The following is a 25855-nucleotide window of genomic DNA, read 5'->3' on the forward strand; positions in this document are numbered from 1 at the left end:
ACGATCTGGCAGGTGACCAGCAGTACCGCCGCCGCCCAGCACCTGCGCGACCTCGCCCGGCTGCGCCGCGTCCGGGACCGGATCGACCGGGAGTACACCCAACCCCTGGACGTGGAGGCGCTCGCGCGCGGCGTGAACATGTCGGCCGGGCACCTCAGCCGCCAGTTCCGGCTCGCCTACGGCGAATCCCCGTACTCGTACCTGATGACCCGCCGCATCGAACGCGCCATGGCGCTGCTGCGCCGTGGCGACCTCAGCGTCACCGACGTCTGTTTCGCGGTCGGCTGTTCGTCGCTGGGCACCTTCAGCACCCGCTTCACCGAGCTGGTCGGCGTGCCGCCCAGCACCTACCGCGCCCAGGCGGCCGGCGGCACCGCCGAGATGCCGCCGTGCCTCGCGAAGCAGGTCACCAGGCCGGTCAGGAATCGAGAAGCGAAGGCCACGGGGCCGCAACTAGCGTGACCGCCATGGCCGTCACCCGCCACCACGCCCTCCTTTCGCACACCGACGCGGACGCCGCCGCCGCGCCGGGCTGAGCCGTCCGGCTGCCCGCACCCCGCCCACGGCCCACGCAGACCGCCGCACAGATGGAGACACGATGAGGACGGACACCCCGTCGCCCGCGCCGCACGCCGCCGACACCCACGACATGATCCGCGTGCAGGGCGCCCGCGAGAACAACCTCAAGGACGTCAGCATCGAGATCCCGAAGCGCCGCCTGACGGTGTTCACCGGCGTCTCCGGCTCCGGCAAGAGCTCGCTGGTCTTCGGCACCATCGCCGCTGAGTCGCAGCGCCTGATCAACGAGACCTACAGCACCTTCGTGCAGGGCTTCATGCCGACGCTGGCCCGCCCCGAGGTCGACGTGCTCGACGGGCTGACCACCGCGATCATCGTCGACCAGGAGCGGATGGGCGGCAACCCCCGCTCCACCGTCGGCACCGTCACCGACGCCAACGCCATGCTGCGCATCCTCTTCAGCCGGCTCGGCCAGCCCCACATCGGCTCGGCCCAGGCCTTCTCCTTCAACGTCGCCTCGATCAGCGGAGCCGGCGCGGTCACCATCGAACGCTCCGGCCAGACCACGAAGGAACGGCGCAGCTTCTCCATCACCGGCGGCATGTGCCCGCGCTGCGAGGGCATGGGCTCGGTCACCGACTTCGACCTGTCCGCCCTGTACGACGACACCAAGTCGCTCAACGAGGGGGCCCTCACCATCCCCGGCTACAGCGTCGACGGCTGGTACGGCCGAATCTTCAGCGGCTGCGGCTTCTTCGACCCCGACAAGCCGATCCGCAAGTTCACCAAGAAGGAACTGCACGACCTCCTCTACAAGGAGCCGACCAAGATCAAGGTCGAGGGCATCAACCTCACGTACGAGGGCCTCATCCCCAAGATCCAAAAGTCGTTCCTGGCCAAGGACGTCGACGCCATGCAGCCCCACATCCGGGCCTTCGTGGAGCGCGCCGTCACCTTCACCACCTGCCCCGACTGCGACGGCACCCGCCTCAACGAGGCCGCCCGCTCCTCCAAGATCGCCGGCATCAGCATCGCCGACGCCTGCGCCATGCAGATCAGCGACCTCGCCGACTGGGTACGCGCCCTCGACGAACCCTCCGTCGCGCCGCTGCTCACCGCACTCGGCGCCACCCTCGACTCGTTCGTGACGATCGGGCTGGGCTACCTCTCCCTCAACCGGCCCTCCGGGACGCTGTCCGGCGGAGAGGCGCAACGCACCAAGATGATCCGCCACCTCGGCTCCTCGCTCACCGACGTGACCTACGTCTTCGACGAACCCACCATCGGGCTGCACCCCCACGACATCCAGCGGATGAACGAACTGCTGCTCCAACTGCGCAACAAGGGCAACACCGTGCTCGTCGTGGAACACAAGCCCGAGACCATCGCCATCGCCGACCACGTCGTCGACCTCGGCCCCGGCGCCGGCACCGCCGGCGGCGAGGTGGTCTTCGAAGGCACCGTCGAAGGACTACGGGCCAGCGGCACCCGCACCGGCCGGCACCTCGACGACCGGGCCCGCCTCAAGCCGTCGGTCCGCACACCCTCCGGCCTCCTGGAGGTACGCGGCGCCGACACCCACAACCTCCAGAACGTCGACGTCGACATCCCCCTCGGCGTGCTGACCGTCGTCACCGGCGTGGCCGGCTCCGGCAAGAGCTCCCTGATCCACGGTTCGGTGTCCGGACGCGACGGCGTCGTGACCGTCGACCAGGGCGCCATCCGCGGCTCCCGGCGCAGCAACCCCGCCACGTACACCGGCCTGCTCGACCCCATTCGCAAGGCCTTCGCCAAGGCCAACGGCGTGAAGCCCGCGCTGTTCAGCGCCAACTCCGAAGGCGCCTGCCCCGCCTGCAACGGCGCCGGCGTCATCTACACCGACCTGGCCATGATGGCCGGCGTCGCCACCACCTGCGAGGAATGCGAAGGCAAGCGGTTCCAGGCCTCGGTCCTGGAATACCACCTCGGCGGCCGCGACATCAGCGAGGTCCTCGCCATGTCGGTCGACGAGGCCGAGGAGTTCTTCGGCGCCGGCGAGGCGCGCACCCCGGCCGCCCACAAGATCCTCGACCGGCTCGCCGACGTCGGCCTCGGCTACCTCACCCTCGGCCAGCCGCTCACCACGCTGTCCGGCGGCGAGCGGCAGCGACTCAAGCTGGCCACCCGGATGGCCGACACCGGGGGCGTCTACGTCCTCGACGAGCCGACCACCGGCCTGCACCTCGCCGACGTCGAACACCTGCTCGCCCTGCTCGACCGGCTCGTCGACTCCGGCAAGTCGGTCATCGTCATCGAGCACCACCAGGCGGTCATGGCCCACGCCGACTGGATCATCGACCTCGGCCCCGGCGCCGGCCACGACGGCGGCCGGATCGTCTTCGAGGGCACACCCGCCGACCTCGTCGCCGCCCGCACCACCCTCACCGGTGAACACCTCGCCGCGTACGTCGGCTCCTGACCGGCCCCGAGACGGGGAAGCACGCCGAGCGCCCGGCCCGGACCAGGATGGTCCGGGCCGGACCCGCCGACCGGTCAGCCCAACGCGGCAGCGAACATGCCGGGCTCATACGAACCGCCCCGCTGGTGCACGATCACGGCCATCCGGTTCGCCGCGTTGATCAACGCGACCAGCGCGACCAGCGCCGCGATCTGGTCGTCATCGTAGTGCTTGCGCACCGCGGCCCACGTCTCGTCCGACACCCCCTCGTGCGCGTCGGCCAGCCGGGTGCCCTCCTCGGCGAGCGCCAGCGCGGCCTGCTCGGCCTCACTGAACACGGTCGACTCCCGCCAGGCGGCCACCAGGTTGAGCCGGACCGCGCTCTCGCCGGCCGCCGACGCCTCCTTCGTGTGCATGTCGATGCACCAGCCGCACCCGTTGATCTGGCTGGCGCGCAGCGACACCAGCTCCTGCGTGGACCTCGGCAGCGGCGACTGGTGGATGACCAGGCCGGCGTTGGCGAACCGCTTGGCGAACTTGACGGCGATCTCGTTGGCGAACATGTCGAATCGAGCGTCCATGGCTCGTCCCTCCTGATGGTGTCGCACCGGACGACCACGAGATGTCGCCGACCCCCGACCCCGTGACAACACGCCCACGTGACGACCGCCACAGCCATCCGCACGCCCGTCGGTGTCACACAACGGCCCGGACCGGCATCTGATGGGGGAGACCATCGAGACCGAACAGGAGCCACCCATGGCCGGCACGGCGCACACCGCACCCGACGAACGTGGCCGCGACGACCGCCCGGACCCCGCCACCGAGGTGTTCCTCGCCCACCGCAACCTGCTGTTCACCGTCGCCTACGAGATGCTCGGCTCGGCCGCCGATGCCGAGGACGTCCTCCAGGAAACCTGGCTGCGCTGGGTACGCGTCGACCTCACCACGGTGCGGGAACAGCGGGCGTACCTGGTCCGGATCACCACCCGCCAGGCCCTCGCCCGCCTGCGCACGCTCGGCCGCCGCAAGGAGTCCTACGTCGGCCCCTGGCTGCCCGAACCACTGCTGACCGCACCCGACGTGGCCGAGGACGTCGAGCTGGCCGACAGCGTCTCGATGGCGATGCTGCTCGTGCTGGAGACACTCACGCCGACCGAGCGCGCGGTGTTCGTCCTGCGCGAGGTGTTCGATCTGCCCTACGACGAGATCGCCGAAGCCGTCGACAAGAGCGAGCCCGCCGTCCGCCAGATCGCCCACCGGGCCCGGGGCCACGTCGCGGCACGCCGGCCCCGCGGGGTCACGTCCGCGGCCGAGACCCGGGACGCCCTGGAGGCGTTCCGGAAGGCGACCGAAACCGGCGACCTGCAGGGCCTGCTCGACATCCTCGCACCGGACGTCGTCTTCCTGGGCGACGGCGGGGGAGTCCGGCAGGCCGTCCCGCGGCCCGTCGTGGGGGCCGACAAGGTGGGCCGCCTGCTGGCCGCCGGGGTGGGCCGGATCGCCGCCCTGATGTCGCTGCGACCCGCCCAGGTCAACGGCTACCCGGCGCTGATCCTCCAGCAGGGCGACGAGGTCGACACCGTCCTCGCGGTGCGCATCGACGACGGGCTCGTCACCGGGCTCTACGCCGTGCGCAACCCGCACAAGCTGTCCCACCTGCAGCGCGAGGTCAGCCTGAGCCGCTGACTCCGACATCGAGGAGCCATAGTGTCCGATGCGTCACGATTCCACCACGGGGGAGAGGTCCAGGAAGCCATGCCGAGACAGCGCGCGACCGACGAAGCCCAGATCCGCCAGCAGATCGACAAGATCGTCGAAAGACTCCGGGACCGGGACCTCGAGGGCCTGAAGCAGCTCTACACCACGAACGTGGTGTCCTTCGACGTCGAGCCGCCGCTACAGCACGTCGGGGTGGACGCGAAGCTCAAGAACTGGGCGAACGTCTTCGCGGTCTTCGAGCGGGTGGCCTACGAGGTCCGCGACCTGACCCTCACCGTCGGCGACGACGTGGCGTTCGGACACGCCTTCGCCCGGCTCAGCGGCGCCCTGAGGGACGGTACGACCACGAGCGGCATGTGGGTGAGGGCCACCTTCTGCTTCGAGAAGATCGGCGACACGTGGCTGATCGCGCACGACCAGGTCTCGGTGCCGCTCGACGTGCGCAGCGGCAAGGGGATGGTCGACCTCCAACCCTGACCTGTCGCAGGCGATCAGGGCCCGCTGCGGCAGGTCCTGATCGCCTCCCTCGTAACGTCGATAATGCACATTATGTCAAGTAAGCAGGTTCCGGCCCTCCCCGGGCTCAGTCCACGACCGGGTCGGTGAGGACCGCCGCCAGGGCCCGCGACTGCTCCTCGTTCCGGTCGTCGGCCACCAGCGTGATGAGGGCCTTCCACAGCGCCCAGCCGCGGGCGCGCCGCCAGGCGTCGTCGGGCAGGCCGACCGCCTCCCGGAACAGCCGGCGCTCCGGACCGGCGAACCAGGTCCACGCCGGCACCAGGTCGCAGGCCGGATCCCCGACGCCGCAGGTGCCGAAGTCGATGACCGCGGACAGCCGCCCCTCCGCGACGAGCAGGTTGCCCACCGCCACGTCGCCGTGGAACCAGACCGGCGCCGCCGGCCAGGCCGAGGTCAGCGCCCGCGCCCAGACGTCCTGGCAGGCGCGCGTGTCCACCCGGCCGTCCAGCACCTCGAGGGCCCGTTCGACCTCGTCGCCGTAGGCGCTCGGGTGGCAGCCCCGGAAGCAGGAGTGCCGCCCGGCCACCGGGCCTCCGACGGTGGGCGCCCGCCGCAGCGCGGTCAGGAACGCGCCGAGGTCGCGCGCCACGGCCGGCCGGTCGACCTCCCCGGCGGCCCCGAGGGTGTCGCCGGGCAGCCAACGCCGCACCGACCAGGGGTACGGGTAGCCGGCGCCGGGCGCTCCGGTGGCCACCGGTTCGGGTACGGGCAGCGGCAGGTGGCGGGCCAGCACGGGCAGGCAGCGGTCCTCCTTGGCGACGCCGGGCACGTAGCCCTCGGCGCTGGGCAGCCGCACGACGAGGTGGTCACCGAGGCGGAAGGTCCGGTTGTCCCACCCCTGCCGGGCCACGGCGGCGACCGGCAGGTGCGCCCAGTTCGGGAACTGTTCGGCGACGAGGCGGCGTACCAGTTCTTCGTCGATGTCCACCACGCACCCAGTCTGCGTGCCGCGACAAGTGGTTTCCGGTGTCGCTCTCCCCCACGTGGGCGGCTGGCGGGAACGCGAAAATCATGCATAATATGCCTTATGCATGACAAACCGGACGAACCGGTAGGACGGTTGATCGAGGAGTTCCTGACCGCCCGGGCCACCCGCAAGCCCTCCCCCCACACCCTGGCGGCCTACCGGCGGGACCTGACCACCGTGGCAACCCTGGTGGCGGCCGACGACGGGACCACTCCCCTCCCCCTCGACCGGCTCCCGGTCTCCGCCCTGTCCCCCCGGGTCATGCGCGCGGCGTTCGCCCGCTTCGCCGCGCCCCGCGCCGCCGCCTCGGTCCACCGTGCCTGGTCGACCTGGAACAGCTTCTTCACGTTCCTGGTCGCCGAGGGCGTCGTACCCGGGAATCCGATGCCGGCGGTGGGGCGGCCCCGCACCCCGCTCCACCAGCCCAAGCCGCTGCGCGGCGAGGACACCCCGGAGGAACTGCTGGCCGCGGTGGCCCGGGAGGACGGCCGGCAGCGCGACCCGTGGCCGGAGCGGGACCTGGCCGTGCTGGCGTTGGCGCTGTGCGCGGGGCTGCGCCTGTCGGAGCTGCTGGCGCTGCGGGTGGCGTCGGTGGCCGGCCGGCCCGGCGAGCGCCGGGTCGACGTGGCGGGCAAGGGTGGGCGGCCGCGGACGGTGCCGATCGAGGCGGGCGTGGACCGGGTGCTGGCGGACTACCTGGACAGCCGGCGGCGGCGGTTCGGGGCGCGCAGCGTCCGGCCGGACTCGCCGCTGCTGGTGGACCGGCGGGGTGAGCCGTTGCGCCGGGGTGGCCTGCAGTACCTGGTGGAGTCGTGTTACCGGCGGGCGGGGATCGGTGACCGGGTGCCGCGGGGGGCGCGGCTGCACGCGTTGCGGCACACGTTCGCGACCCGGTTGGCCGAGGACGGGGCGAGCGCGGCGGAGATCATGCGGTTGCTGGGGCACGCGTCGCTGGCGTCGTCGCAGACGTACATCGAGGTGACGGCGGGTCAGCAGCGCGCCGCGGTGGCCTCGAACCGCACGAACCGGGCCCTGGCCGGTCTGGTGGGGCGGCGCGAGGTGGGCTGAGCGGGGCAGCATGGTCGGGATGCGGGTGGGTGCGGCGCGGGCGGTGGCGGTCGAGTGGGTGCGCGCGGAGATGCGCCGGGATCCGTCGATCGGGGGTGCGTTCTTCAGCGGGTCGACGGTGGGTGTGCCGGACGAGGCGGTGCTGCCGTCGTCCTCGGATGTGGACGTGCTGCTGGTGCGGGACGGGCCGGCGGCGAAGGTGGGCAAGTTCGTTCACCGTGGGGTGCTGCTGGAGGTCTCGGCGGTGACCTGGGCGGAGCTGGGGACGCCTGCGGACGTGCTGGGGTCGTGGGTGTTCGCGCCGATGTTCCGGGCGGGTGCGGTGATCGCGGATCCGTCGGGTCGGTTGGCGGGCATCGGCGAGCGGGTGGCGGCGGGGTTCGCGGATCCGGTGTGGGTGCGGCGGCGGTGTGCCGGTGTGCGGCGGCGGATCGAGGACGGGTTGGCGCGGCTGGACGATCGGGCGTCGTTGCCGGAGCAGGTGCTGGCGTGGGTGTTCCCGACGTCGGTGCTGGCGGTGTGGCCGGCGGTGGCGGGGTTGCGGGATCCGACGGTGCGGCGGCGGTACGTGCGGGCGCGGGAGGTGCTGGCCGGGTACGGGTTCGGTGACCGGTATCCGGAGTTGCTGGCGTCGCTGGACGGTGGCGGGGTGGGGCCGGATCGGGTGCGGGAGCACCTGGCGGGGTTGGCGGTGACGTTCGACGAGGCGGCGCGGGTGGCGCGTACCCCGTTTCCGTTCGTGGCGGACCTGTCGGCGGCGGGGCGGCCGGTGGTGTTGGACGGCGGCGCGGAGCTGGTGGCGGCGGGCGCGCACCGGGAGGCGATGTTCTGGATCGTGGTGACGTACGCCCGGTGTCACGCGGTGCTGGCGGTGGACGCGCCGGAGCGGGAGCGGGTGTTGCGGCCGGCGTTCGAGGCGGCGGTGGCGGATCTGGGGGTGGCGTCGGCGGCGGATCGGCGGCGGCGGGCGGCGGAGCTGCTGGGGTCGTTGCCGCGGTGGCAGGCGGTGGTGGATGCGGTCGCGGAGCGCGCTGTGGCAGGCTGAGGGGCGAACGCGACTGGCGGCACGGAGGATGGGCAACCATCGGGGAGCTCGTCGCGGGGGTCGACCGCCTGGGCCTCCGCGGGCGGGGTGCGGCATGTCTTCTTCGGGTACGACGACGGCGCGGCTGCTGCCGGGTGCGCCGGTGGCGGAGCAGGTGTTGGCGGAGGTCGCCGAGTCGGTGGTGGCGTTGCGCGCGGCGGGGGTCACGCCGGCGTTGGCGACGGTGCTGGTGGGCGACGACGACGCGAGCGCGGGTTACATCCGGATCAAGCAGCGGCAGGCGGCGGAGCTGGGTTTCGTGTCGCCGCACGTGCATCTGTCGGCGTCGGCGTCGCAGGCGGATCTGCACGCGGTGCTGGCGGATTTCAACGCGGACAAGGCTGTGCACGGGGTGCTGGTGCAGTATCCGATTCCGGGGCATCTGGACTACGACCGGGCCCTCGCGGAGCTGGACCCGGACAAGGATGTGGACGGGATGCATCCGGTGAACATGGGCCGGTTGGCGTTGGGGTTGCCGGGTCCGCTGCCGTGTACGCCGGCGGGGATCGAGGCGTTGCTGGCGTTCCACGGGGTGCCGGTGGCGGGCCGGGAGGTGGTGATCCTGGGTCGGGGCGCCACGTTGGGTCGGCCGTTGGCGATGCTGCTGGCGCAGAAGCGGCCGACGGCGAACGCGGCGGTGACGGTGGTGCACACGGGGGTGCCGGACTGGCCGCGGTACACGCGGCGGGCGGAGATCCTGGTGGCGGCGGCCGGGGTGCCGGGGATTATCCAGCCGGAGCATGTGCGTCCGGGTGGTGTGGTGGTCGGCGGTGGGGTGCGTTACGAGGGGCGGCGGCTGCTGCCGGACGTGGACGAGTCGTGTGCCGAGGTGGCGGGGGCGATCACGCCGCGGGTCGGCGGGGTGGGTCCGACGACGGTGGCGATGCTGTTCCGCAACGCGGTGCGGGCGGCGCAGCGGGCGTCGGGGCTGGGCTGAGGCGCCGGGCGGTCAGCCGAGGTCGACCAGGAGCGGCCGGTGGTCGGAGATGGTGGACAGCGGGGTGTCGACGGCGGTGACCGGGGGCAGCCGGTCCAGGCCGCGCCGGTCGGCGAGGATGTGGTCGAGTTGCACCCGGGGTTGCCCGGCCGGGTAGGTGGGGCGCCGGCCGAGCGGTCGCCAGCGGGACAGCAGCGCGGCGGGTCCGGCGGGCAGGTTGAGGTCGCCGAGGAGGATCCGGGGGGCGGGCAGCGTGCGCAGGGCGCGGACGACGCGGCGCAGTTGCAGGATGTTCCAGCCGGGCACGAAGGACAAATGGGTGGCGGCGACGGTGAGCGGCCCGTGCGGGGTGTCGAGGACGGCGGCGAGGACGACGCGGGGTTCGTCGCGGAGCAGGACGAGCCCGCCGCCGGGGCCGGGGACGTAGATGGGTGAGCGGACGGGTGCGGGTCGTAGCCGGGTGACCTGCCAGGAGCGGACGGGGTGGCGGCTGACCAGGCCGATGCCGTAGAGGGGTTCGCCGTGGCCGTCGTCGTCGTGGGTGAGGGGGCGGAACTGTTCGCCGGGGGTGCCCACGACGGCGGCGGCGAAGCGGTGTTCGGGGGCGTCGAGGGCGCGGGCGGCGATGGCGGTGAGGTCGAGGTTGCCGCTGCGGGACTGGTCGCGGTCGACCTCCTGCAGGGCGAGGACGTCGGCGTCGAGCGCGGTGACGGCGGCGGCGAGCCGGTCGGGGTCGACGAGGCCGTCGGTGAGGGACCGGCCGTGCAGCAGGTTGAAGGTGGCCAGGCGCACCTGCACACCCTACGTCGGCATGGCAGGCTTGCCGGGTGCTGAGGGCGTTGCTGTGTTCGATGCTGGTGTTCGTGGCGGTGGCGTCGGTGGGCCTGTGGTTGCGGCGGCGCCGGGGGCGTTGACCTGCGGTGAGGCTGGCCACAGGCGGTCTCGTCGGGGCGGTGGGGCTGGGCAGAATGCGGCCCGTGGATCCTCTGTCGCTGACGACCCTGTTGAGCGCGGCCGCCCTGGCGGGCTGGGTGGACGCCGTGGTGGGCGGGGGTGGCCTGTTGCTGTTGCCGGCGCTGCTGCTGGGCGCGCCGGGGGTGCCGGTGGCGACGGCGTTGGGCACGAACAAGCTGGCGGCGATCTTCGGTACGTCGACGGCGGCGGTGACGTACGCGCGGCGCACGAAGTTGGACTGGGCGGTGGCGGGTCCGGCGGCGGGGTTGGCGGTGCTGACGGCCGGGTTGGGCGCGGCGTTGGCGGGGGCGGTGCCGGCGGGGGCGTACCGGCCGGTGGTGCTGGTGGTGCTGGTGTCGGTGGCGGTGTTCGTGCTGACCCGGCCGCGGCTGGGTGTGGTGTCGCATCCGGGGCGGCGTACGCCGGTGCGGGTGGCGATCGCCGTGGCGGTGGCGGGGCTGGGCATCGCGCTGTACGACGGGCTGATCGGTCCGGGCACCGGCACGTTCCTGGTGTTGGCGTTCACGGCGCTGGTGGGGTCGGATTTCGTGCACGCGTCGGCGATGGCGAAGGTGGTCAACGCGGGCACGAACCTGGGTGCGCTGGTGGTGTTCGCGGCGACCGGGCACGTGTGGTGGCTGCTGGGCGCGGCCATGGCGGTGTGCAACGTGGCGGGGGCGGCGGTGGGCGCGCGGATGGCGCTGCGGCGTGGTTCGGGTTTCGTGCGGGTGGTGCTGCTGGTCGTGGTGCTGGCGCTGGTGGGCAAGCTGGGCTACGACCAGTGGATGGCGGCGTGAGGCGTTGAGCGCCGCCGTGTGATCATCGGCGGGTGCCTGTCCGCGCCGAACACGACCGCGCCGTCCTCGCCGAGCTGCTGGGCCGGGACCCGGTGCTGCACGCGTACCAGCTGGGTGACCTGGACGACTTCTTCTGGCCGTACACCTCCTGGTATCGGCGGGGTGACGAGGTGGTGCTGCTCTACCACGGGGTCGAGCTGCCCACCCTGCTGGCGTTCGCGCCGCCGGCGCGCGCCGGGGACCTGACGGCGTTGCTGGCCGAGGCGGCGCCGGTGTTGCCGGCCCGGCTGTGGGCGCACCTCTCCCCCGGCCTGGAGGCCACCATGTCCCGCTGGTACGCGGTGTCCGACGCCGCGGTGCACCACCGGATGGCGCTGACCGATCCGGCGCGGCTGGCCGCGGTCCCGCCCGCCGGGGAGCCGCTGGGCCGCGCCGACCTGCCGGAGCTGCGGGAGTTGTACGCGGCCGCGTACCCGGGGAACTGGTTCGACCCGCGGATGCTGGACACCGGGCAGTACGTGGGGGTGCGGGAGGCCGGCCGGCTGGTCGCGGTGGCCGGGGTGCACGTGTGGTCGCCGACCTGGCGGGTGGCCGCCCTGGGCAACGTGACGACCCGTCCGGAGGCTCGGGGGCGGGGTCTGGCCGGGGCGGCGGTGGCCGCGCTCTGCGCGGGGCTGCGGGCCACCGTCGACCACGTGACGCTCAACGTCAAGGCCGACAACGTCCCCGCGGTACGCCTCTACGAGCGGCTCGGTTTCACCCGGGTCGCCGACTTCACCGAGTGCGCGCTGCACCGCCTTCCGTGACCGCCTGACCGGTCAGTCTGTCCTGTCCAGCCGCCACGCCGGGTAAACAACCCGACCCTGACCTGGGCATGTGTCTGACCGGCCCGGCGCGGCACAGCCCCTAGCGTCTGGCTTCGAGGCCGCGCCCGGGGCGGGCGCGGCGGAGCTGAAGGAGACACGATGGGTTTCACAGCAGTGCCCCGCGGGCGAAGAACGGCGGTGACCGTGGCCGCCGGCGTGACCGCGGTGCTGACCGCGGTGGCCACGCCCGCCTGGGCGGCGCCGGGCGTCGACCCGGCCACCGTGGACCGGTCCGCCGACCCGGGCGCCACCATTGCGATCAGCAAGGTGGTCTCGACGCCGCCGATCCCGCCGAACCCGGACGTCGTGCTGCTGGTCGACACGACCGGCAGCATGGGCCCGGCCATCGCGAACGTCCGCACCAACCTGCAACAGGTGATCAACAACGTGCGCGGGGCGCAGCCCAGCGCCCAGTTCGCGGTGGCCTCCTACCGCGACGAGGGTGACGGGGCGGAGCTGTTCCGGGTCCGGCAGAACCTGACCGGTGACGCCACCGCGCTGCAGAACGCGGTGGACGGGCTGGCCGCCGGGGGCGGCGGCGACGTCCCGGAGGCGTGGGTGAACGGGCTGTTCCAGGTCTCCGACGGGGGCATCGCCTACCGCTCCGGCAGCAGCCGGATCGTGGTGCTGGTCGGCGACGCGCCCAGCCACGACCCGAGCGCCGGCCACACCCTGGCGCAGGCCACCGCCGCGCTGCAGGCCGACGACGCCCGCGTGCTCGCGGTCGACGTCACCGGCGGGGGCGGCGGCCTGGACGCGCTCGGGCAGGCCACCAGTGTGGCCGCCGCCACCGGCGGGCAGGTGGTCGGCAGCGCCCCGGACACCGTCACCGCGGCGATCCTGTCCGGGCTGCGGGACCTCGACGTGACCGTCACCCCGCAGGTGGCCTGCGACCCGGGCCTGTCGGTGGGCTTCGACGCGCCGTCGAAGACCCAGCAGAGCGGCACCGACGTGCCGTTCGCCGAGACCATCACGGTCGCCGGCGACGCCCCGCAGGGCGCCACCCTGCACTGCACGGTGGACTTCCTGCTCAACGGACTCTCCGGCGGGCCCGCGTTCGTCGAGCACATCTCGGTGACGGTCAACGACGTGACCCCGCCGACCGTGGTCGTGGACGACCGGACCGTGGAGGCCACCAGCCCCGCCGGCGCGGTGATCACCTACCCGGCGAGCGCCACCGACAACGTCGACGGTCCGCTCACCCCGACCTGCGCGCCGCCGCCCGGCAGCACCTTCCCGCTGGGCGCCACCACGGTCACCTGCACCGCCACCGACGCTGCCGGCAACACCGGCAGCGACACCGCGGTGATGCGGGTGGTCGACACCACGGCGCCGGACACGCGGTGTGTGCCGACCAACAACCCGAGCGGCGACAACACCCCCGGCTCGTACAACCCGGACGGTTTCTACCAGCTGACCGCGACCGACATCGTCGACACCGCCGTCGTCGTGTACATCAGCGACGCCGCCGACGCGTCGGTGCGGTTCGGGCCGTTCCCGGCCGGCACGAAGATCAAGCTGGTGCAGGCGCCGGGCGCGCAGTCCCGGGTGAAGGACGGCACCGGTGACATCGACTACAAGGTGACGCTGCGCGGCGACGCGATCATCACCGGTGTGGACGACTCCGGTAACACCTCGACCGCGACCTGCCTGGTGGCCCCGCCGCCGAAGTGACCGATCGCGACCGACGTGCGGGGGTGGCCGTCCCGGCCACCCCCGCCGCCGTGGTTAGCGGCCCCGGCTGGGCGAGTCGAACCGGCCGGCGCGGATCTCCCGCAGCGCCCGGCGGCGGGTGTCGCCGCGCAGGGTGTCCACGTACAGGCGGCCGTGCAGGTGGTCGGTCTCGTGCTGCAACGCGCGGGCCAGGAACCCGCTGCCGGCGATGGTCAGCGGCTGGCCGTGCTGGTCGAAGCCGTGCGCCGTGGCGTGCATGGCCCGTGGCGTCGGGAAGTACAGCCCGGGGATGGACAGGCAGCCCTCCTCGTCGTCCTGGCGCTCCTCGGACAGCTCCAGCGTCGGGTTGATCAGGTGGCCGCGGTGCCCGTCGGCGTCGTAGACGAACACCTGCGCGTTCACCCCGATCTGCGGGGCCGCGACCCCGGCGCGGCCGGGCGCGCCGAGCAGCGTGTCCATGAGGTCCTGCACGAGCGCGCGCAGCTCGGCGTCGAAACTGGTCACCGGCTCGGACGGCGTGCGCAGCACGGGGTCGCCGATGATCCGGATCGGGCGCATAGTCATGCCGGGAAGGCTATCCGCCCGTTACGCCCGCCGGTGCCGCACCCGCCCGGTCCCGGACCAGGACCTCGATGCCGTCGAGCAGGCGGGCCAACCCGAACTCGAAGGCCCGGGCCGGGTCCCCGGTGGCCTGGTACTCCTGGCCGGCGGTGGTGCCCACCCGGGCGGCGAGCGGGAACCGGCTGGGGTCGAGGACCTTCTCCAGGTACGGGGCGTGCGCGTGCCACCACTGCTGCTCGGTCATTCCGGTGTCCCGGCTGGCCTGGGCCGTCTCCACGGCGGGGCGGGCCGCGCCGTGCACATAGCCGGTGACCAGGGTGACCACGGCGTCCATCTCCAGGTCGGTCAGGCCGATCCCGTCGACGGCGCGCAGCTCGTACTCGTACTTGGCGATGACGTTCGGGCCCAGCGGCGGCCGGGTGGTGGCGACCTGCAGCAGCCACGGGTGGCGCAGGTAGAGGGCGAAGTTCTCCCGGGCGATCTGCGCCAGCCGGCCGCGCCAGCCCCCCGGCACCTGGTCGGGGCGGGCGGTCTCGCCGTAGACGGTGTCGAGCATGACGTCGAGCAGCTCGCCCTTGCCGGGCACGTGCGTGTAGAGGGTCATGGTGCCCACCCCGAGCCGCTCGGCGACCCGGCGCATGGACAGCGCGGCCAGCCCTTCGGCGTCGGCGACCTCGATGGCCGCCCGCACGATCCGTTCCACGGAGAGGTCGCCGCCCTTGCGGCTGCGCTTGTCCCGGGTACGCCAGAGCAGGGCGAGGCTGCGCGCCGGGTCCCCGGTGCCGCTGTACTCGGTGGTCACCCGCCGACTGTACCGACCCCTCTTGTCGTATGGTGTACGGTACGACGTACCGGAAAAACGATCGGAGGGGCGATGGGACGGGACGGACCGGCGATCGAGGCGGAGGGCCTGCGCAAGCGCTACGGGGACCTGGTCGCCCTGGACGGGGTCGACCTGGCCGTGCCGGCCGGCACGGTCTGCGCCGTGCTCGGGGTGAACGGGGCCGGCAAGAGCACCCTGGTCCGCATCCTCACCACCCTGCTGCGCGCCGACGCCGGGACGGCCCGGGTCGCCGGGTTCGACGTGCGCCGGCAGGCCGACCGGGCCCGCGCGCACCTGGGCCTGGTCGGCCAGCACGCGGCGGTCGACGAGATCCTCGGCGGCCGGCAGAACCTGGTGCTCTTCGGCCGGTTGCACCACCTCTCCCCGGCCCGGGCGGCGGCCCGCGCCGACGAACTGCTCGACCGCTTCGACCTGAGCGCGGCCGCCGACCGGCCGGTGGCCACCTGGTCCGGCGGGATGCGCCGCCGGCTGGACCTGGCCGCCGCGCTGATCGTCGACCCCCCGGTGCTGTTCCTCGACGAACCCACCACCGGCCTGGACCCGCGCGCCCGCAGCGACGTCTGGGACGCCGTCCGCGCCCTGGTCGACGCCGGCGCCACCGTCCTGCTCACCACCCAGTACCTGGAGGAGGCCGACCGGCTGGCCGACACCGTGCGGGTGCTCGACCACGGCCGGGTGACCGCCGCGGGCACCCCGGAGGAGTTGAAGTCCACCCTCGGCGGCGACCGGATCGACGTGGTGCTGCACCACCCCGACGACCTGGCCGCGGCCGAGACGGCGGTCACCGCCGCCACCGGCGTCGCGCCCACCGTCGACCGCGCCGCGCTGCGACTCAGCGTCCCGGTCACCGACCGGGTCGCCGCCCTGGCCGCGGTGCTGCGCGCCGTGGACGCCGCCGGCCTGCGCGCCGGCGACGTGGCGGTCCGCCGCCCCACCCTCGACGAGGTGTTCCTGCACCTCACCGACGTCCGCACGGAGGTGCCGGCGTGACCGTCCTGCCGCGCGAGGCCCGCTGGGCCGTCGCCGACACCGCCACCCTGACCGGCCGCACCCTCGCCCACTGGGCGCGCCGACCCGGCGAGGTGCTGGTCGGCCTGCTCTTCCCCGTCCTGCTGCTGCTGATGTTCGGCTACCTCTTCGGCGGCGCCATGGCCGTCCCCGGCGACGCCGACTACCGGGAGTTCCTGCTGCCCGGCATGGTGGCCATGACCATGCTCTTCGGCGTGGAGACCACCTACACGGCGGTGGCCGTGGACACCGCGCGCGGCGTGACCGACCGGTTCCGGTCGTTGCCGATGAGCCGCGCCGCGGTGGTCACCGGCCGGGCCCTGGCCGACCTGCTGCACTCCGCGGCGGCGCTCGCGGTGGTGCTCGGCTGCGGCGTCCTGATCGGCTGGCAGCCGCACCGCGGGCCGCTGCGCGCCCTGGCCGCCGTGGCTCTGCTGCTGCTCCTGCGCTTCGCGATGATCTGGCTCGGGGTGTACCTGGCGCTGCTGCTGCGCCGCCCCGAGACGGTGGCCGCGCTGCAGATCCTGGTCTGGCCGCTGGGCTTCGCCTCCAACGCGTTCGTCGCCCCGAGCACCATGCCGGGCTGGCTCGCCGCGGTCGCCGCCTGGAACCCGCTGTCGGCCACCGTCGCCGCCGCCCGGGACCTGTTCGGCAACCCCGGCTGGGGCGCCGACTCCTGGCCGGCCGAGCACGCCGTGGCCCTGGCGGTGGCCTGGCCGCTGCTGCTGGTCGCCGTGTTCCTGCCACTGTCCGTGCTGCGCTGGCAGCGCCTGGGCCGCTGAGACCGGACGCGCCCGGCCGGCTCCGCGCCGGCCGGGCGCGGCTCGGGCGGCTTCAGCGGCGGAAGAAGCGGGTCAGGCCCGCCGGGTGGGCGCCAGGCCGGTGTCGGCGATCCGGTCGCGCAGCGGGCGGCGGCGCAGCGCGGCGAGCACCGCGTACAGCTCGTCGGCCAGGGGCACGGGCAGTTCGGCGTCGAGCCGCCGCATGGCCGCGGTGGTGGCCGCCCACTCGGCCTCGATCACCGGCAGCAGGGCGCGCGCCCGGTGGGTGAGGGTGACGATGCGCTGCCGGGCGTCCGCGCCGGGGGCCAGGTCGACCAGTCCGGCCCGGGCCATCTGCGCGACGGTCTGGCTGGCCGCCGAGTGGGTGACGCCGACCCGGGCGGCCAGGTCGCGGATCGCCAGGGGCCCGTCGGCGACCAGCACCCGCACCAGCGGTGAGTAGCGCGGCCGGTAGTCGGCCAGGTCGAGGTCGGCGTAGACGGCGGCGACGTCGCCGTCGAGCACCTCCAGGACGTGGCGCAGCAGGGTGCCGAGGGCCTCACGGTCGGGGGTGGTGGTCACGTCCGCTAATGTAACAGCGCTGTTGTATCCGGGCCGTGGGAGGGGAACCCGATGTATCCACCGATCGAGCCGTACGCGCAGGGCCAGCTCGACGTCGGCGACGGCCAGCGGATCCACTGGGAGACCTGCGGCAACCCCGACGGCCGGCCCGCCCTCGTGGTGCACGGCGGCCCCGGCTCCGGCGCGGGCCCCTCGTGGCGGCAGCTGTTCGACCCGGCCGCCTACCGGATCATCCTGTTCGACCAGCGCGGCTGCGGCCGCAGCACCCCGCCGGCCAGCGACCCGGCCACCGACCTGTCGGTCAACACGACCGCCCACCTGCTGGCCGACATGGAACGGCTGCGCGCGCACCTGGGCGTCGACCGGTGGCTGCTCTGCGGCGCGTCGTGGGGCTCGTCGCTGTCCCTGGCGTACGCCCAGCGCCACCCGGAGCGGGTCACCGCGCTGGTGCTGTTCAGCGTGGTCGCCAACACCCGCCGGGAGATCGACTGGGTGACCCGGGACATGGGCCGGATCTTCCCGCAGGAGTGGGCGCGGTTCCGCGACGGGGTGCCCGAGGCCGAGCGGGACGGTGACCTGTCCGCCGCGTACGCCCGGCTCGTCAACGACCCGGACCCGCAGGTCCGCGACCGGGCCGCCCGGGACTGGTGCGCCTGGGAGGACGTGCACGTCTCCCTGGCCGGCAGGTTCAAGCCCAGCCCCCGCTACGCCGACCCGGTGTTCCGGGCCGGCTTCACCCGGCTGGTCACCCACTACTTCAGCAACCTGGGGTTCCTGCCCGACGGGCAGCTGCTGCGCGACGCCGGCAAGCTCGCCGGCATCCCGGGCGTGCTCGTGCAGGGCCGCCTGGACGTCAGCGGCCCGCCGGACATCGCCTGGCAGCTCACCCAGGCGTGGCCCGACGCCCGGCTGGAGATCGTCGAGTCCGGCGGCCACGGCAGCGGCCACGGGGTGGGCGAGCGGGTGGTGGCCGCCCTGGACGCCTTCGCCCGCGCCTGACGGCGGGTCAGGCGCGGGCGAGCAGCGCGCGGACCGGGGCGGCCTTCGCGGCCGCCTCGGCGACCTCGGCGGCCGGGTCGCTGCCCCAGGTGATGCCGCCGCCGGCCCACAGGTGCAGCCGGTCGGCGTCCGCGGCGGCGGTGCGGATGGTCAACCCCAGGTCGACGCGGTCCGCGCCGACCCAGCCGAGCGCGCCCATGCTCGCGCCGCGGCCCACCGGCTCCAGGGCGGCGATCTCGTCGAGCGCGGCGAGCTTCGGGGCGCCGGTCACCGACCCGCCGGGGCAGACCGCGCGCAGCAGGTCGGCCAGGCCAAGCCCGTCCGCGGGCGCCGCGGACACCGTCGACTCGGCCTGCCACAGGTCGCACCACCGGCGTACGGCGAACAGCTCGTCGACCCGCACCGAGCCGGTGCGGGCCACCCGGGCCAGGTCGTTGCGCTCCAGGTCGACGATCATGACGTGCTCGGCGCGTTCCTTGGCCGAGGCGAGCAGCTCGCGGCGGCCGGCCGGGGTGGCCGGGCGGGTGCCCTTGATGGGTCGGGTGACCAGGCGGCCGTGTTCCACCGCGACGAGGGTCTCCGGGGAGGCGCAGCCGATCGCCCAGCCGAGCCCGGACAGGGTGCCGCCGTAGCGGGCGCCGGGCAGCGCGGCCAGCCGCGCGAGGGCGGGCAGCGGGTCCCCGGCGTATCCGGCGGCGGCGTGGCCGACCAGGTTGACCTGGTAGACGTCGCCGCGGCCGATGGCCGCCCGCACCGCCGTGACGGCGTCGGCGTGCGCGGCGGGGGTCCAGCTGTCGCGCCACTGCCCCAGCCACCAGCCGCCGGCCCGTCCGGCGGTCGGCGGCGCGGCGGGCCGGTCGGCGTGTCCGTAGACCACCACGGCGAGGTCCGGCAGCGCCGGCGCCGGGGTGGGCGCCCCGGTGGCGCCGCCCGCGGCGCGGGCCCCGGCCGCGGCGGACAGGAACAGGGCGGCCCCGCAGATCCCCTGCGGGTCGTGGGCGGCCGGCCGGGCCAGGTCGGACAGGGCGACACCGTGCGCGGCCAGGAAGTCCTCGGCGAGCGCGGCGGGGTCGCCGCCGTCGGCGAGCCACCATTCCAGGCGGGCCCGTTCCACGAGCCGGTCCCGGCAACCGGGCGGGGATCCGGGTGCGTCGACCCCCATCATTGGGAGCGCTTCCACGCCGTCCGGTCGGTTCACACTCATCCGTTCAGCCGATTTCGGGTGAACAAGCCGCATCCTTGCTCGATAGCGCGCACTTGCGCTTGGTACTGTGCGTCACTGGTCATGTGAACCATGACACAGTGCCCCCACAGTCCGGAGAACCCGATGTGCCAGCACCTACCCACCTGCCCCTCCGCCGAGGCGACGGATCGCGAAGCCGCACGCGTCCTCGCCTGCTTCCCTGAGCAGGGCTGGAGCCTGCTCTGCAACGGTGTCATCGTCTTCGAGGACACCGGTGAGCTGCTGCCCGACGGCAGCACGATCGCCCCGCACCGCGGCCCCGCCCGGCACGCCCTCGTCGCCTAGACGATCACGCTCCGTCGCCGAGCGTACGCGCCGGCACCGCCGGCCGGGGCGGCGGCACTGCACCGCCCCGGCGTACCGCATCAGTTCTCGAACGCCTCCGGCGCGGGGCACGAGCAGACCAGGTTCCGGTCTCCGTACGCGCCGTCGATCCGCCGCACCGGCGGCCAGTACTTCCCCGCCCGGTCCACCCCGGCCGGGTACGCGCCCACCGACCGCGGGTACGGGTGCGGCCACTCGTCACCCGACACCATGGCCGCGGTGTGCGGCGCGTTCGACAGCGGGTTGTCCCCCGCCGGCCACTCCCCCGAGCCGACCTTGTCGATCTCCGCGCGGATCGCGATCATCGCGTCGCAGAACCGGTCCAGCTCGGCCAGGTCCTCGCTCTCGGTCGGCTCCACCATCAGCGTCCCGGCCACCGGGAACGACATCGTCGGCGCGTGGAAGCCGTAGTCGATCAGCCGCTTCGCCACGTCGTCGACGGTCACCCCGGTCGCCTTCGTCAGCGGCCGCAGGTCCAGGATGCACTCGTGCGCCACCAGGCCCTTGTTGCCGGCGTACAGCACCGGGTAGTGGTGCCGCAGCCGCGCCGCCACGTAGTTCGCGGCGAGGACCGCCACGCCGGTGGCCCGGGCCAGCCCCTCGGCGCCCATCATCCGCAGGTACGCCCACGGGATCGGCAGGATCCCCGCCGACCCGTGGTTGGCCGCGGAGATCGCCGGCCGGCCGTCGGTGTGCGCGCCCAGCGGGTCGCCGGGCAGGAACGGCGCCAGGTGCGCCCGCACCGCCACCGGGCCCACGCCCGGGCCGCCGCCGCCGTGCGGGATGCAGAACGTCTTGTGCAGGTTCAGGTGCGACACGTCCGCCCCGAACCGCCCCGGCTTGGCGAACCCGACCAGGGCGTTGAGGTTCGCCCCGTCGACGTACACCTGGCCGCCGGCGTCGTGCACCCTCGCGCACAGCTGCGCGATGCCCGTCTCGTACACCCCGTGGGTGGACGGGTAGGTCACCATGATCGCGGCGAGCGCGTCCCGGTGCTTGTCGATCTTCGCGTCGAGGTCGACGAGGTCGACGTTGCCGTCGGCGTCACAGCCGACCACCACCACCCGCATGCCGGCCATCACCGCGGAGGCGGCGTTGGTGCCGTGCGCCGACGACGGGATCAGGCACACGTCACGGTGCCCCTCCCCGCGCTGCCGGTGGTAGGCCCGGATGGCCAGCAGCCCGGCCAGCTCCCCCTGCGACCCGGCGTTGGGCTGCACGCTGACCGCGTCGTAGCCGGTCACCTCGGCCAGCCAGCCCTCCAACTGGGCGATCAGCTCCCGGTACCCGGCGGTCTGCTCGGCCGGGGCGAACGGGTGCAGGTGCGCGAACTCCGGCCAGGTGACCGGCTCCATCTCGGTGGTGGCGTTGAGCTTCATGGTGCACGACCCCAGCGGGATCATGCCCCGGTCCAGGGCGTAGTCGAAGTCCGACAGCCGGCGCAGGTAGCGCAGCATCGCCGTCTCCGAGTGGTGGGTCCGGAACACCGGGTGGGTCAGGAAGTCACTGTCGCGGCGGAACCGCGCCGGCAGGTCCGCGTCCACCTCGCCGTCGACCCCGGCGACGCCGAACGCCGCCCACACAGCCGCCAGGTGCGCGGCCGTGGTGGTCTCGTCGCAGGAGATCCCGACCCGGTCGGCGTCGACCAGCCGCAGGTTCACGTTGCGCTGCGCGGCGGCGGCCACCACCTCGGCGGCCCGCCCCGGCACGGTCGCGGTGACGGTGTCGAAGAACGCGACGTCCGCGACCTGCACGCCGCCGGCGCGCAGCCCGGCCGCGAGCCGTTCCGCCGCCTCATGGGTACGCCGGGCGATGGCCCGCAGACCGTCCGGGCCGTGGTAGACGGCGTACATGCCGGCCATCACCGCGAGGAGGACCTGCGCGGTGCAGATGTTGCTGGTCGCCTTCTCCCGGCGGATGTGCTGCTCGCGGGTCTGCAACGCCAGCCGGTACGCGGGGTTGCCGTCGGCGTCCTTGGACACCCCGACGAGCCGGCCGGGCAGCATCCGCTCCAGCCCGGACCGGACGGCCAGGTAGCCGGCGTGCGGGCCGCCGAAGCCCATGGGCACACCGAAGCGCTGGGTGGTGCCGGCGGCGATGTCGGCGCCGATCTCGCCGGGCGGGCGCAGCAGGGTCAGCGCCAGCAGGTCCGCGGCGACCGTCACCAGGGCGCCGGCGGCGTGCGCGGCCTCCACCAGCGGGCTGTGGTCGCGGACCGCCCCGGACGCCCCCGGGTACTGCAGGTGCAGGCCGAAGAACTCGGCGGGCAGCTCGTCGCGCTCCACGTCGAGCACGCGCACGTCGATGCCGAGCGGCTCCGCGCGGCTGGCGATCACCGCGATGGTCTGCGGCAGGGTGTCGGCGTCGACCACGTACACCGGGCTCTTGCTCTTCGACGCGCGGCGGGCGAGGGTCATGGCCTCGGCCGCGGCGGTGCCCTCGTCGAGCATGGAGGCGTTGGCGGTGGCCAGCCCGGTCAGGTCGGTGACCATGGTCTGGAAGTTCAGCAGCGCCTCCAGCCGGCCCTGGCTGATCTCCGGCTGGTACGGCGTGTACGCGGTGTACCAGGCGGGGTTCTCCAGCACGTTGCGGCGGATCACCGCGGGGGTGTGCGTGCCGTGGTAGCCCAGCCCGATCATCGACACGGCCACGGTGTTGCGGGCGGCCAGGGCGCGCAGCTCGGCGATTGCCTCCCGCTCACTGGCCGGGGCGGGCAGGTCCAGGGCGCCGTGCCAGCGGATCACCTCGGGGATCGCGGCGTCCATCAGCTCGTCGATGGAGCTGTGCCCGACGGTCTCCAGCATCCGGCGCTCGTCGTCCGGGCCGGGGCCGATGTGCCGGTCGGCGAACTGCTCTGCGGTCATGCGCTGCGCTCCTTGTGGGGGCGAGGTCGACGGGTCGGCCTCCCCCTGAGTCGCGCTGACGCGCTCCACAGCGCCTGCCCACGTGGTCCTTTTGCCTGAGAGGTTCCGGGGAGAATCTGCCCCTTCGGCGCCGTCCGGGTGGTTCCCGGGCGGTCTCTCCCACGTGGGTGGTACCGGCATGGTCAACGCTACCAGCGACCATGTTTCCGGCTCATGTCGTACCCCGCCCCGGGGCGGTCACACCGCGGCGGCGGGAACCGGCGCGTCGGTGACCCGGTCGGCCAGGGCGGTCAGCGTCGCGCCCAGCGGCGCGTCGAGGGTGAGGACGGCGTGCCCGTCGCCGCGGGTGGGGCCCTGGTTGACGATGGCCACCGGGATGCCGAGCTTCGCCGCGCGCAGCACGAACCGGCGCCCCGACATGACGGTCAGGGAGGAGCCGAGCACCAGCAACGCCCGGGCCCGCTCGACCAGAGCGAAACAGTCGGCGACCCGGGGCGCGGGCACCGTCTCGCCGAAGAACACCACGTCGGGTTTGAGCATGCCGGCGCCGCAGATGCCGCAGTCGACGGTGCGGAACCGGGCCACCGCCTCGTCGGGCAGGTCCACGTCGCCGTCGGGGTTGACGTGCGCGACGTGCGCGTCGAAACCCGGGTTGGCCTCGGTCAGCCGCCGGTCCAGCTCGTCGCGGGAGGTCAGGTTCCCGCAGTCCAGGCAGGTCACCTCGTCGAGGCGGCCGTGCAACTCGATGACGCCGGTGGCGCCGGCGGCGGTGTGCAGGCCGTCGACGTTCTGGGTGATGACCCCGCCGAGCAGGCCGCCGCGCTGCAGCCGGGCCACCGCGCGGTGCCCGTCGTTGGGGGCGGCCCGGGCGATCATCCGCCAGCCCAGGTGGCTGCGGGCCCAGTACCGCCGCCGCGCGTCCGGGTCGCGGGTGAACGCCTGGTAGGTCATCGGGGTGTGCCGGCGGGCCGCGCCGCTGGGCCCCCGGTAGTCCGGGATGCCCGACTCGGTGGACAGGCCGGCGCCGCTGAGCACCACCACGTCCCCGGCGCCCACCAGCCGGGTCAACGCGTCGAACGTCTCGGTCACCCGTCCATGCTGCCTCGCCCGCCGCCGCTCGGCGACCACCACCGCCCCCGGTGACCGCCGTCACCGCGCCCGGCCGGGTCCCGCCGGACCCGGCGGGCGACCCGCCGCGCGACTACGTTGAGGGCATGCGCGTCGTCATCGCCGGAGGCCACGGGAAGATCGCCAAACTGCTGGAGCGGGAACTCGCCGGGCGCGGCGACACCGCCGTCGGATTGATCCGCAACCCCGAACACGAGGCCGCGCTGCGCGCCGCCGGCGCCGAACCGGTCCTCTGCGACCTGGAACACACCGACGTCGACACCGTCGCCGGGCACCTCACCGGCGCCGACGCGGTGGTCTTCGCCGCCGGGGCGGGCCCGGGCAGCGGCGCGGCCCGCAAGGACACCGTCGACCGGGCCGCGGCCGTGCTGCTCGCCGACGCCGCGCGACGCGCCGGGGTCCGCCGCTACCTGCTGGTCTCCTCGATGGGCGTGGACCGGCCCCCGGCGGCGGGCCGTGACGAGGTGTGGGCGGCGTACCTGCGGGCGAAGAAGGCCGCCGAGGACGAGGTCACCGCCCGGGACCTCGACGTCACCGTGCTGCGCCCCGGCCGGCTCACCGACGACGCGGCGGTCGGCCGGATCACCCTGGCCCGGCACGTCGACCCCGGCGCGGTCACCCGCGCCGACGTGGCCCGGGTCCTGCTGGCGCTGCTGTCCGCCCCGGCCACCGCCGGGCTCACGCTGGAGCTGGTCGGCGGGGAGACCCCGATCGGCGAGGCGATCCGCGCCGTCACCGCCTGACTGTCAACCGGCGGCCGCCCAGCTCGCCTCGTCCCGCACCCCCCACCGCCACAGCGCGGCCAGGACCGGACGCAGCGACTCCCCGCGCGGGGTCAGCGCGTACGCGACCCGGGGCGGCACGCCCGGCTGCTCGTCGCGGCGCACGATGTCATAGTCGGCCAGCAGCCGCAGCCGCTCGGTGAGCACCTTCGCCGTCACCGGCCCCAGCCCGGCGCGCAGCTGCGTGAACCGTTTCGGGCCGTCCAGCAACTCGCGGATGATCATGGCGTTCCAGCGGCCACCCACGATGTCCAGGGTCCGCGACAGCGGGCAGTCACCCGCGACGAGTTCCGGCGACCGCCAGTGCGTGGCGTCCACTCCCGCCCCCCGTGGTTACTTGAAGGAAACCCGCCCGCCGGTGCCAGCCTGACCTCCCGACTCCTCAGGAGGCAAGCATGCGCACCCCCGTCGTCACCGTCACCGTCCTCGGCGGACCGACCGTCCTGCTGGAGGTCGCCGGGGTCCGGCTGCTCACCGACCCCACCTTCGACCCGCCCGGTACCCGCTATCCGCTGCCCGGCGGCGCGCTCACCAAGTGGCGCGGTCCCGCGCTGCCGGCCGCGGCACTCGGCACCGTCGACGCGGTGCTGCTCAGCCACGACCAGCACCCCGACAACCTCGACCGGGCGGGCCGGGCGCTGCTCGCCGACGCCCCGGCCGTGCTCACCACCCCGGCGGCGGCCGGCCGGCTCGGCGGCACCACCGTCGGCCTGCCACCCGGCGCGCACACCGAGGTCGCCGGTCGGGTCACCGTCACCGCCACCCGGGCGACCCACGGTCCCGACCCCCTCGGCGCCGCGCTGGGCGAGGTGACCGGCTTCCTGGTCCACCCGTCCGCACCCGACCCGGCCACCGCGCACCCGGCCGTCTGGGTCAGCGGCGACACCGTCGACCCGGCCACCGCCGCCGAGGTGGCGGCCCGCGGCCCCGTCGGTCTGGCCGTCCTGCACGCCGGCGCCGCCCGGCTCGCCCCGTTCGGGCCGGCCACCCTGTCCTTCACCGCCGAACAGGCCGTACGGGCCGCCCGGCTGCTCGGCGACTGCCCGGTCGTGGTCGTCCACGACGACGGGTGGAGCCACTTCACCGAGGGACCCGCCGACGTGGCGGCCGCATTCGCCCGCCACGGCCTGGCGCACCGCCTGCTCACCCCGGCACCCGGCCGACCGGTCACCGTCGCGCCGCCCGACTGACGGGCCGGCCCGCCGGGTCACCCCG

General features: G+C 74.2%; 26 protein-coding genes and 2 riboswitches. Of the genes, 16 read left to right on the forward strand and 10 right to left on the reverse strand.

The window, feature by feature from the left end; translation table 11 throughout:
* The first annotated feature begins 12 nt into the window (after positions 1-12).
* On the forward strand, positions 13-462 hold the full coding sequence (locus IEY96_RS18975) for a helix-turn-helix transcriptional regulator (RefSeq protein WP_189196121.1): 450 nt from the start codon (positions 13-15) through the stop codon (positions 460-462).
* Positions 463-598: 136 nt separating this feature from the next.
* Entirely contained in the window at positions 599-2977 is a 2379-nt protein-coding gene (locus IEY96_RS18980; protein WP_189196122.1) for an ATP-binding cassette domain-containing protein, read from the forward strand.
* A gap of 74 nt (positions 2978-3051) precedes the next feature.
* Here IEY96_RS18980 and IEY96_RS18985 read toward each other — a convergent pair whose 3' ends face one another.
* The gene (locus tag IEY96_RS18985; protein WP_189196123.1) at positions 3052-3537 is read right to left on the reverse strand and encodes a carboxymuconolactone decarboxylase family protein; all 486 of its coding nucleotides are present in this window, start codon (positions 3535-3537) and stop codon (positions 3052-3054) included.
* A 142-nt stretch (positions 3538-3679) separates the two neighbouring features.
* Between IEY96_RS18985 and IEY96_RS18990 the strand changes: the two genes are divergently transcribed.
* The gene (locus tag IEY96_RS18990; protein WP_373293600.1) at positions 3680-4645 is read left to right on the forward strand and encodes an RNA polymerase sigma-70 factor; all 966 of its coding nucleotides are present in this window, start codon (positions 3680-3682) and stop codon (positions 4643-4645) included.
* A 69-nt stretch (positions 4646-4714) separates the two neighbouring features.
* On the forward strand, positions 4715-5155 hold the full coding sequence (locus IEY96_RS18995) for a YybH family protein (RefSeq protein ID WP_189196124.1): 441 nt from the start codon (positions 4715-4717) through the stop codon (positions 5153-5155).
* Between the two features lie 106 nt (positions 5156-5261).
* On the opposite strand, the gene IEY96_RS19000 is transcribed toward IEY96_RS18995, so the two are convergent.
* Positions 5262-6128, reverse strand: coding sequence for an aminoglycoside phosphotransferase family protein (locus IEY96_RS19000; protein WP_189196125.1), 867 nt, complete (start codon positions 6126-6128; stop codon positions 5262-5264).
* A gap of 96 nt (positions 6129-6224) precedes the next feature.
* Here IEY96_RS19000 and IEY96_RS19005 point away from each other — a divergent pair, with 96 nt between their 5' ends.
* The 3 genes from IEY96_RS19005 to IEY96_RS19015 all read left to right on the forward strand — a co-directional run bounded on the left by IEY96_RS19005 (position 6225) and on the right by IEY96_RS19015 (position 9253).
* On the forward strand, positions 6225-7232 hold the full coding sequence (locus IEY96_RS19005) for a tyrosine-type recombinase/integrase (protein ID WP_189196126.1): 1008 nt from the start codon (positions 6225-6227) through the stop codon (positions 7230-7232).
* Between the two features lie 19 nt (positions 7233-7251).
* A complete protein-coding gene (locus IEY96_RS19010) occupies positions 7252-8277 on the forward strand; it encodes a hypothetical protein (protein ID WP_189196127.1) in 1026 nt (341 codons plus the stop codon).
* Positions 8277-8358: riboswitch (ZMP/ZTP riboswitch) on the forward strand. Its footprint overlaps the gene before it by 1 nt.
* A gap of 13 nt (positions 8359-8371) precedes the next feature.
* A complete protein-coding gene (locus IEY96_RS19015) occupies positions 8372-9253 on the forward strand; it encodes a bifunctional 5,10-methylenetetrahydrofolate dehydrogenase/5,10-methenyltetrahydrofolate cyclohydrolase (protein ID WP_189196128.1) in 882 nt (293 codons plus the stop codon).
* Positions 9254-9265: 12 nt separating this feature from the next.
* Here IEY96_RS19015 and IEY96_RS19020 read toward each other — a convergent pair whose 3' ends face one another.
* Entirely contained in the window at positions 9266-10045 is a 780-nt protein-coding gene (locus IEY96_RS19020; protein ID WP_091321476.1) for an endonuclease/exonuclease/phosphatase family protein, read from the reverse strand.
* Between the two features lie 185 nt (positions 10046-10230).
* Here IEY96_RS19020 and IEY96_RS19025 point away from each other — a divergent pair, with 185 nt between their 5' ends.
* The 3 genes from IEY96_RS19025 to IEY96_RS19035 all read left to right on the forward strand — a co-directional run bounded on the left by IEY96_RS19025 (position 10231) and on the right by IEY96_RS19035 (position 13544).
* A complete protein-coding gene (locus IEY96_RS19025; protein ID WP_189196129.1) occupies positions 10231-11004 on the forward strand; it encodes a sulfite exporter TauE/SafE family protein in 774 nt (257 codons plus the stop codon).
* 32 nt (positions 11005-11036) lie between these two features.
* Positions 11037-11810 (forward strand): GNAT family N-acetyltransferase, encoded by a 774-nt coding sequence (locus IEY96_RS19030; RefSeq protein WP_189196130.1) that lies wholly within the window; start codon positions 11037-11039, stop codon positions 11808-11810.
* A 159-nt stretch (positions 11811-11969) separates the two neighbouring features.
* Entirely contained in the window at positions 11970-13544 is a 1575-nt protein-coding gene (locus IEY96_RS19035) for a VWA domain-containing protein (protein WP_189196131.1), read from the forward strand.
* A 54-nt stretch (positions 13545-13598) separates the two neighbouring features.
* Here the strand turns inward: IEY96_RS19035 and def are convergent, their stop codons facing one another.
* Positions 13599-14108 (reverse strand): peptide deformylase, encoded by a 510-nt coding sequence (gene def / locus IEY96_RS19040; RefSeq protein WP_189196132.1) that lies wholly within the window; start codon positions 14106-14108, stop codon positions 13599-13601.
* 10 nt (positions 14109-14118) lie between these two features.
* On the reverse strand, positions 14119-14907 hold the full coding sequence (locus IEY96_RS19045; RefSeq protein WP_189196133.1) for a TetR/AcrR family transcriptional regulator: 789 nt from the start codon (positions 14905-14907) through the stop codon (positions 14119-14121).
* Between the two features lie 72 nt (positions 14908-14979).
* Here IEY96_RS19045 and IEY96_RS19050 point away from each other — a divergent pair, with 72 nt between their 5' ends.
* Both IEY96_RS19050 and IEY96_RS19055 read left to right on the forward strand, forming a co-directional pair.
* Positions 14980-15939 (forward strand): ATP-binding cassette domain-containing protein, encoded by a 960-nt coding sequence (locus IEY96_RS19050; RefSeq protein ID WP_189196134.1) that lies wholly within the window; start codon positions 14980-14982, stop codon positions 15937-15939.
* Complete coding sequence (locus IEY96_RS19055; protein ID WP_189196135.1) at positions 15936-16739, forward strand: ABC transporter permease; 804 nt, start codon at positions 15936-15938, stop codon at positions 16737-16739. Before IEY96_RS19050 ends, IEY96_RS19055 begins: the two co-directional genes overlap by 4 nt.
* A gap of 72 nt (positions 16740-16811) precedes the next feature.
* Here the strand turns inward: IEY96_RS19055 and IEY96_RS19060 are convergent, their stop codons facing one another.
* Positions 16812-17300: a MarR family winged helix-turn-helix transcriptional regulator gene (locus tag IEY96_RS19060; RefSeq protein WP_189196136.1), complete on the reverse strand. Its 489-nt coding sequence runs from the start codon at positions 17298-17300 to the stop codon at positions 16812-16814.
* A 51-nt stretch (positions 17301-17351) separates the two neighbouring features.
* Here IEY96_RS19060 and pip point away from each other — a divergent pair, with 51 nt between their 5' ends.
* Complete coding sequence (gene pip / locus IEY96_RS19065) at positions 17352-18299, forward strand: prolyl aminopeptidase (protein WP_189196137.1); 948 nt, start codon at positions 17352-17354, stop codon at positions 18297-18299.
* Between the two features lie 7 nt (positions 18300-18306).
* Here the strand turns inward: pip and IEY96_RS19070 are convergent, their stop codons facing one another.
* The gene (locus IEY96_RS19070; RefSeq protein ID WP_229791702.1) at positions 18307-19503 is read right to left on the reverse strand and encodes a chorismate-binding protein; all 1197 of its coding nucleotides are present in this window, start codon (positions 19501-19503) and stop codon (positions 18307-18309) included.
* Positions 19504-19626: 123 nt separating this feature from the next.
* Between IEY96_RS19070 and IEY96_RS19075 the strand changes: the two genes are divergently transcribed.
* On the forward strand, positions 19627-19827 hold the full coding sequence (locus IEY96_RS19075) for a DUF5999 family protein (protein ID WP_091306916.1): 201 nt from the start codon (positions 19627-19629) through the stop codon (positions 19825-19827).
* Positions 19828-19907: 80 nt separating this feature from the next.
* On the opposite strand, the gene gcvP is transcribed toward IEY96_RS19075, so the two are convergent.
* On the reverse strand, positions 19908-22730 hold the full coding sequence (gcvP, locus tag IEY96_RS19080) for an aminomethyl-transferring glycine dehydrogenase (protein ID WP_189196139.1): 2823 nt from the start codon (positions 22728-22730) through the stop codon (positions 19908-19910).
* A 73-nt stretch (positions 22731-22803) separates the two neighbouring features.
* A riboswitch (glycine riboswitch) is annotated at positions 22804-22902 on the reverse strand.
* Between the two features lie 65 nt (positions 22903-22967).
* Positions 22968-23819: an NAD-dependent protein deacetylase gene (locus IEY96_RS19085; protein WP_189196140.1), complete on the reverse strand. Its 852-nt coding sequence runs from the start codon at positions 23817-23819 to the stop codon at positions 22968-22970.
* A 125-nt stretch (positions 23820-23944) separates the two neighbouring features.
* Between IEY96_RS19085 and IEY96_RS19090 the strand changes: the two genes are divergently transcribed.
* On the forward strand, positions 23945-24601 hold the full coding sequence (locus IEY96_RS19090; protein WP_189196141.1) for an SDR family oxidoreductase: 657 nt from the start codon (positions 23945-23947) through the stop codon (positions 24599-24601).
* Positions 24602-24604: 3 nt separating this feature from the next.
* Here IEY96_RS19090 and IEY96_RS19095 read toward each other — a convergent pair whose 3' ends face one another.
* The gene (locus tag IEY96_RS19095) at positions 24605-24958 is read right to left on the reverse strand and encodes a winged helix-turn-helix transcriptional regulator (protein ID WP_229791703.1); all 354 of its coding nucleotides are present in this window, start codon (positions 24956-24958) and stop codon (positions 24605-24607) included.
* A gap of 77 nt (positions 24959-25035) precedes the next feature.
* Between IEY96_RS19095 and IEY96_RS19100 the strand changes: the two genes are divergently transcribed.
* Positions 25036-25830 carry an MBL fold metallo-hydrolase gene (locus IEY96_RS19100; protein WP_189196142.1) on the forward strand — a complete coding sequence of 265 codons (795 nt, stop codon included), beginning with the start codon at positions 25036-25038 and terminating at the stop codon, positions 25828-25830.
* Positions 25831-25855 lie beyond the last annotated feature (25 nt).

The sequence above is a fragment of the Micromonospora fulviviridis genome (assembly GCF_014648395.1).
Lineage (GTDB): Bacteria > Actinomycetota > Actinomycetes > Mycobacteriales > Micromonosporaceae > Micromonospora > Micromonospora fulviviridis.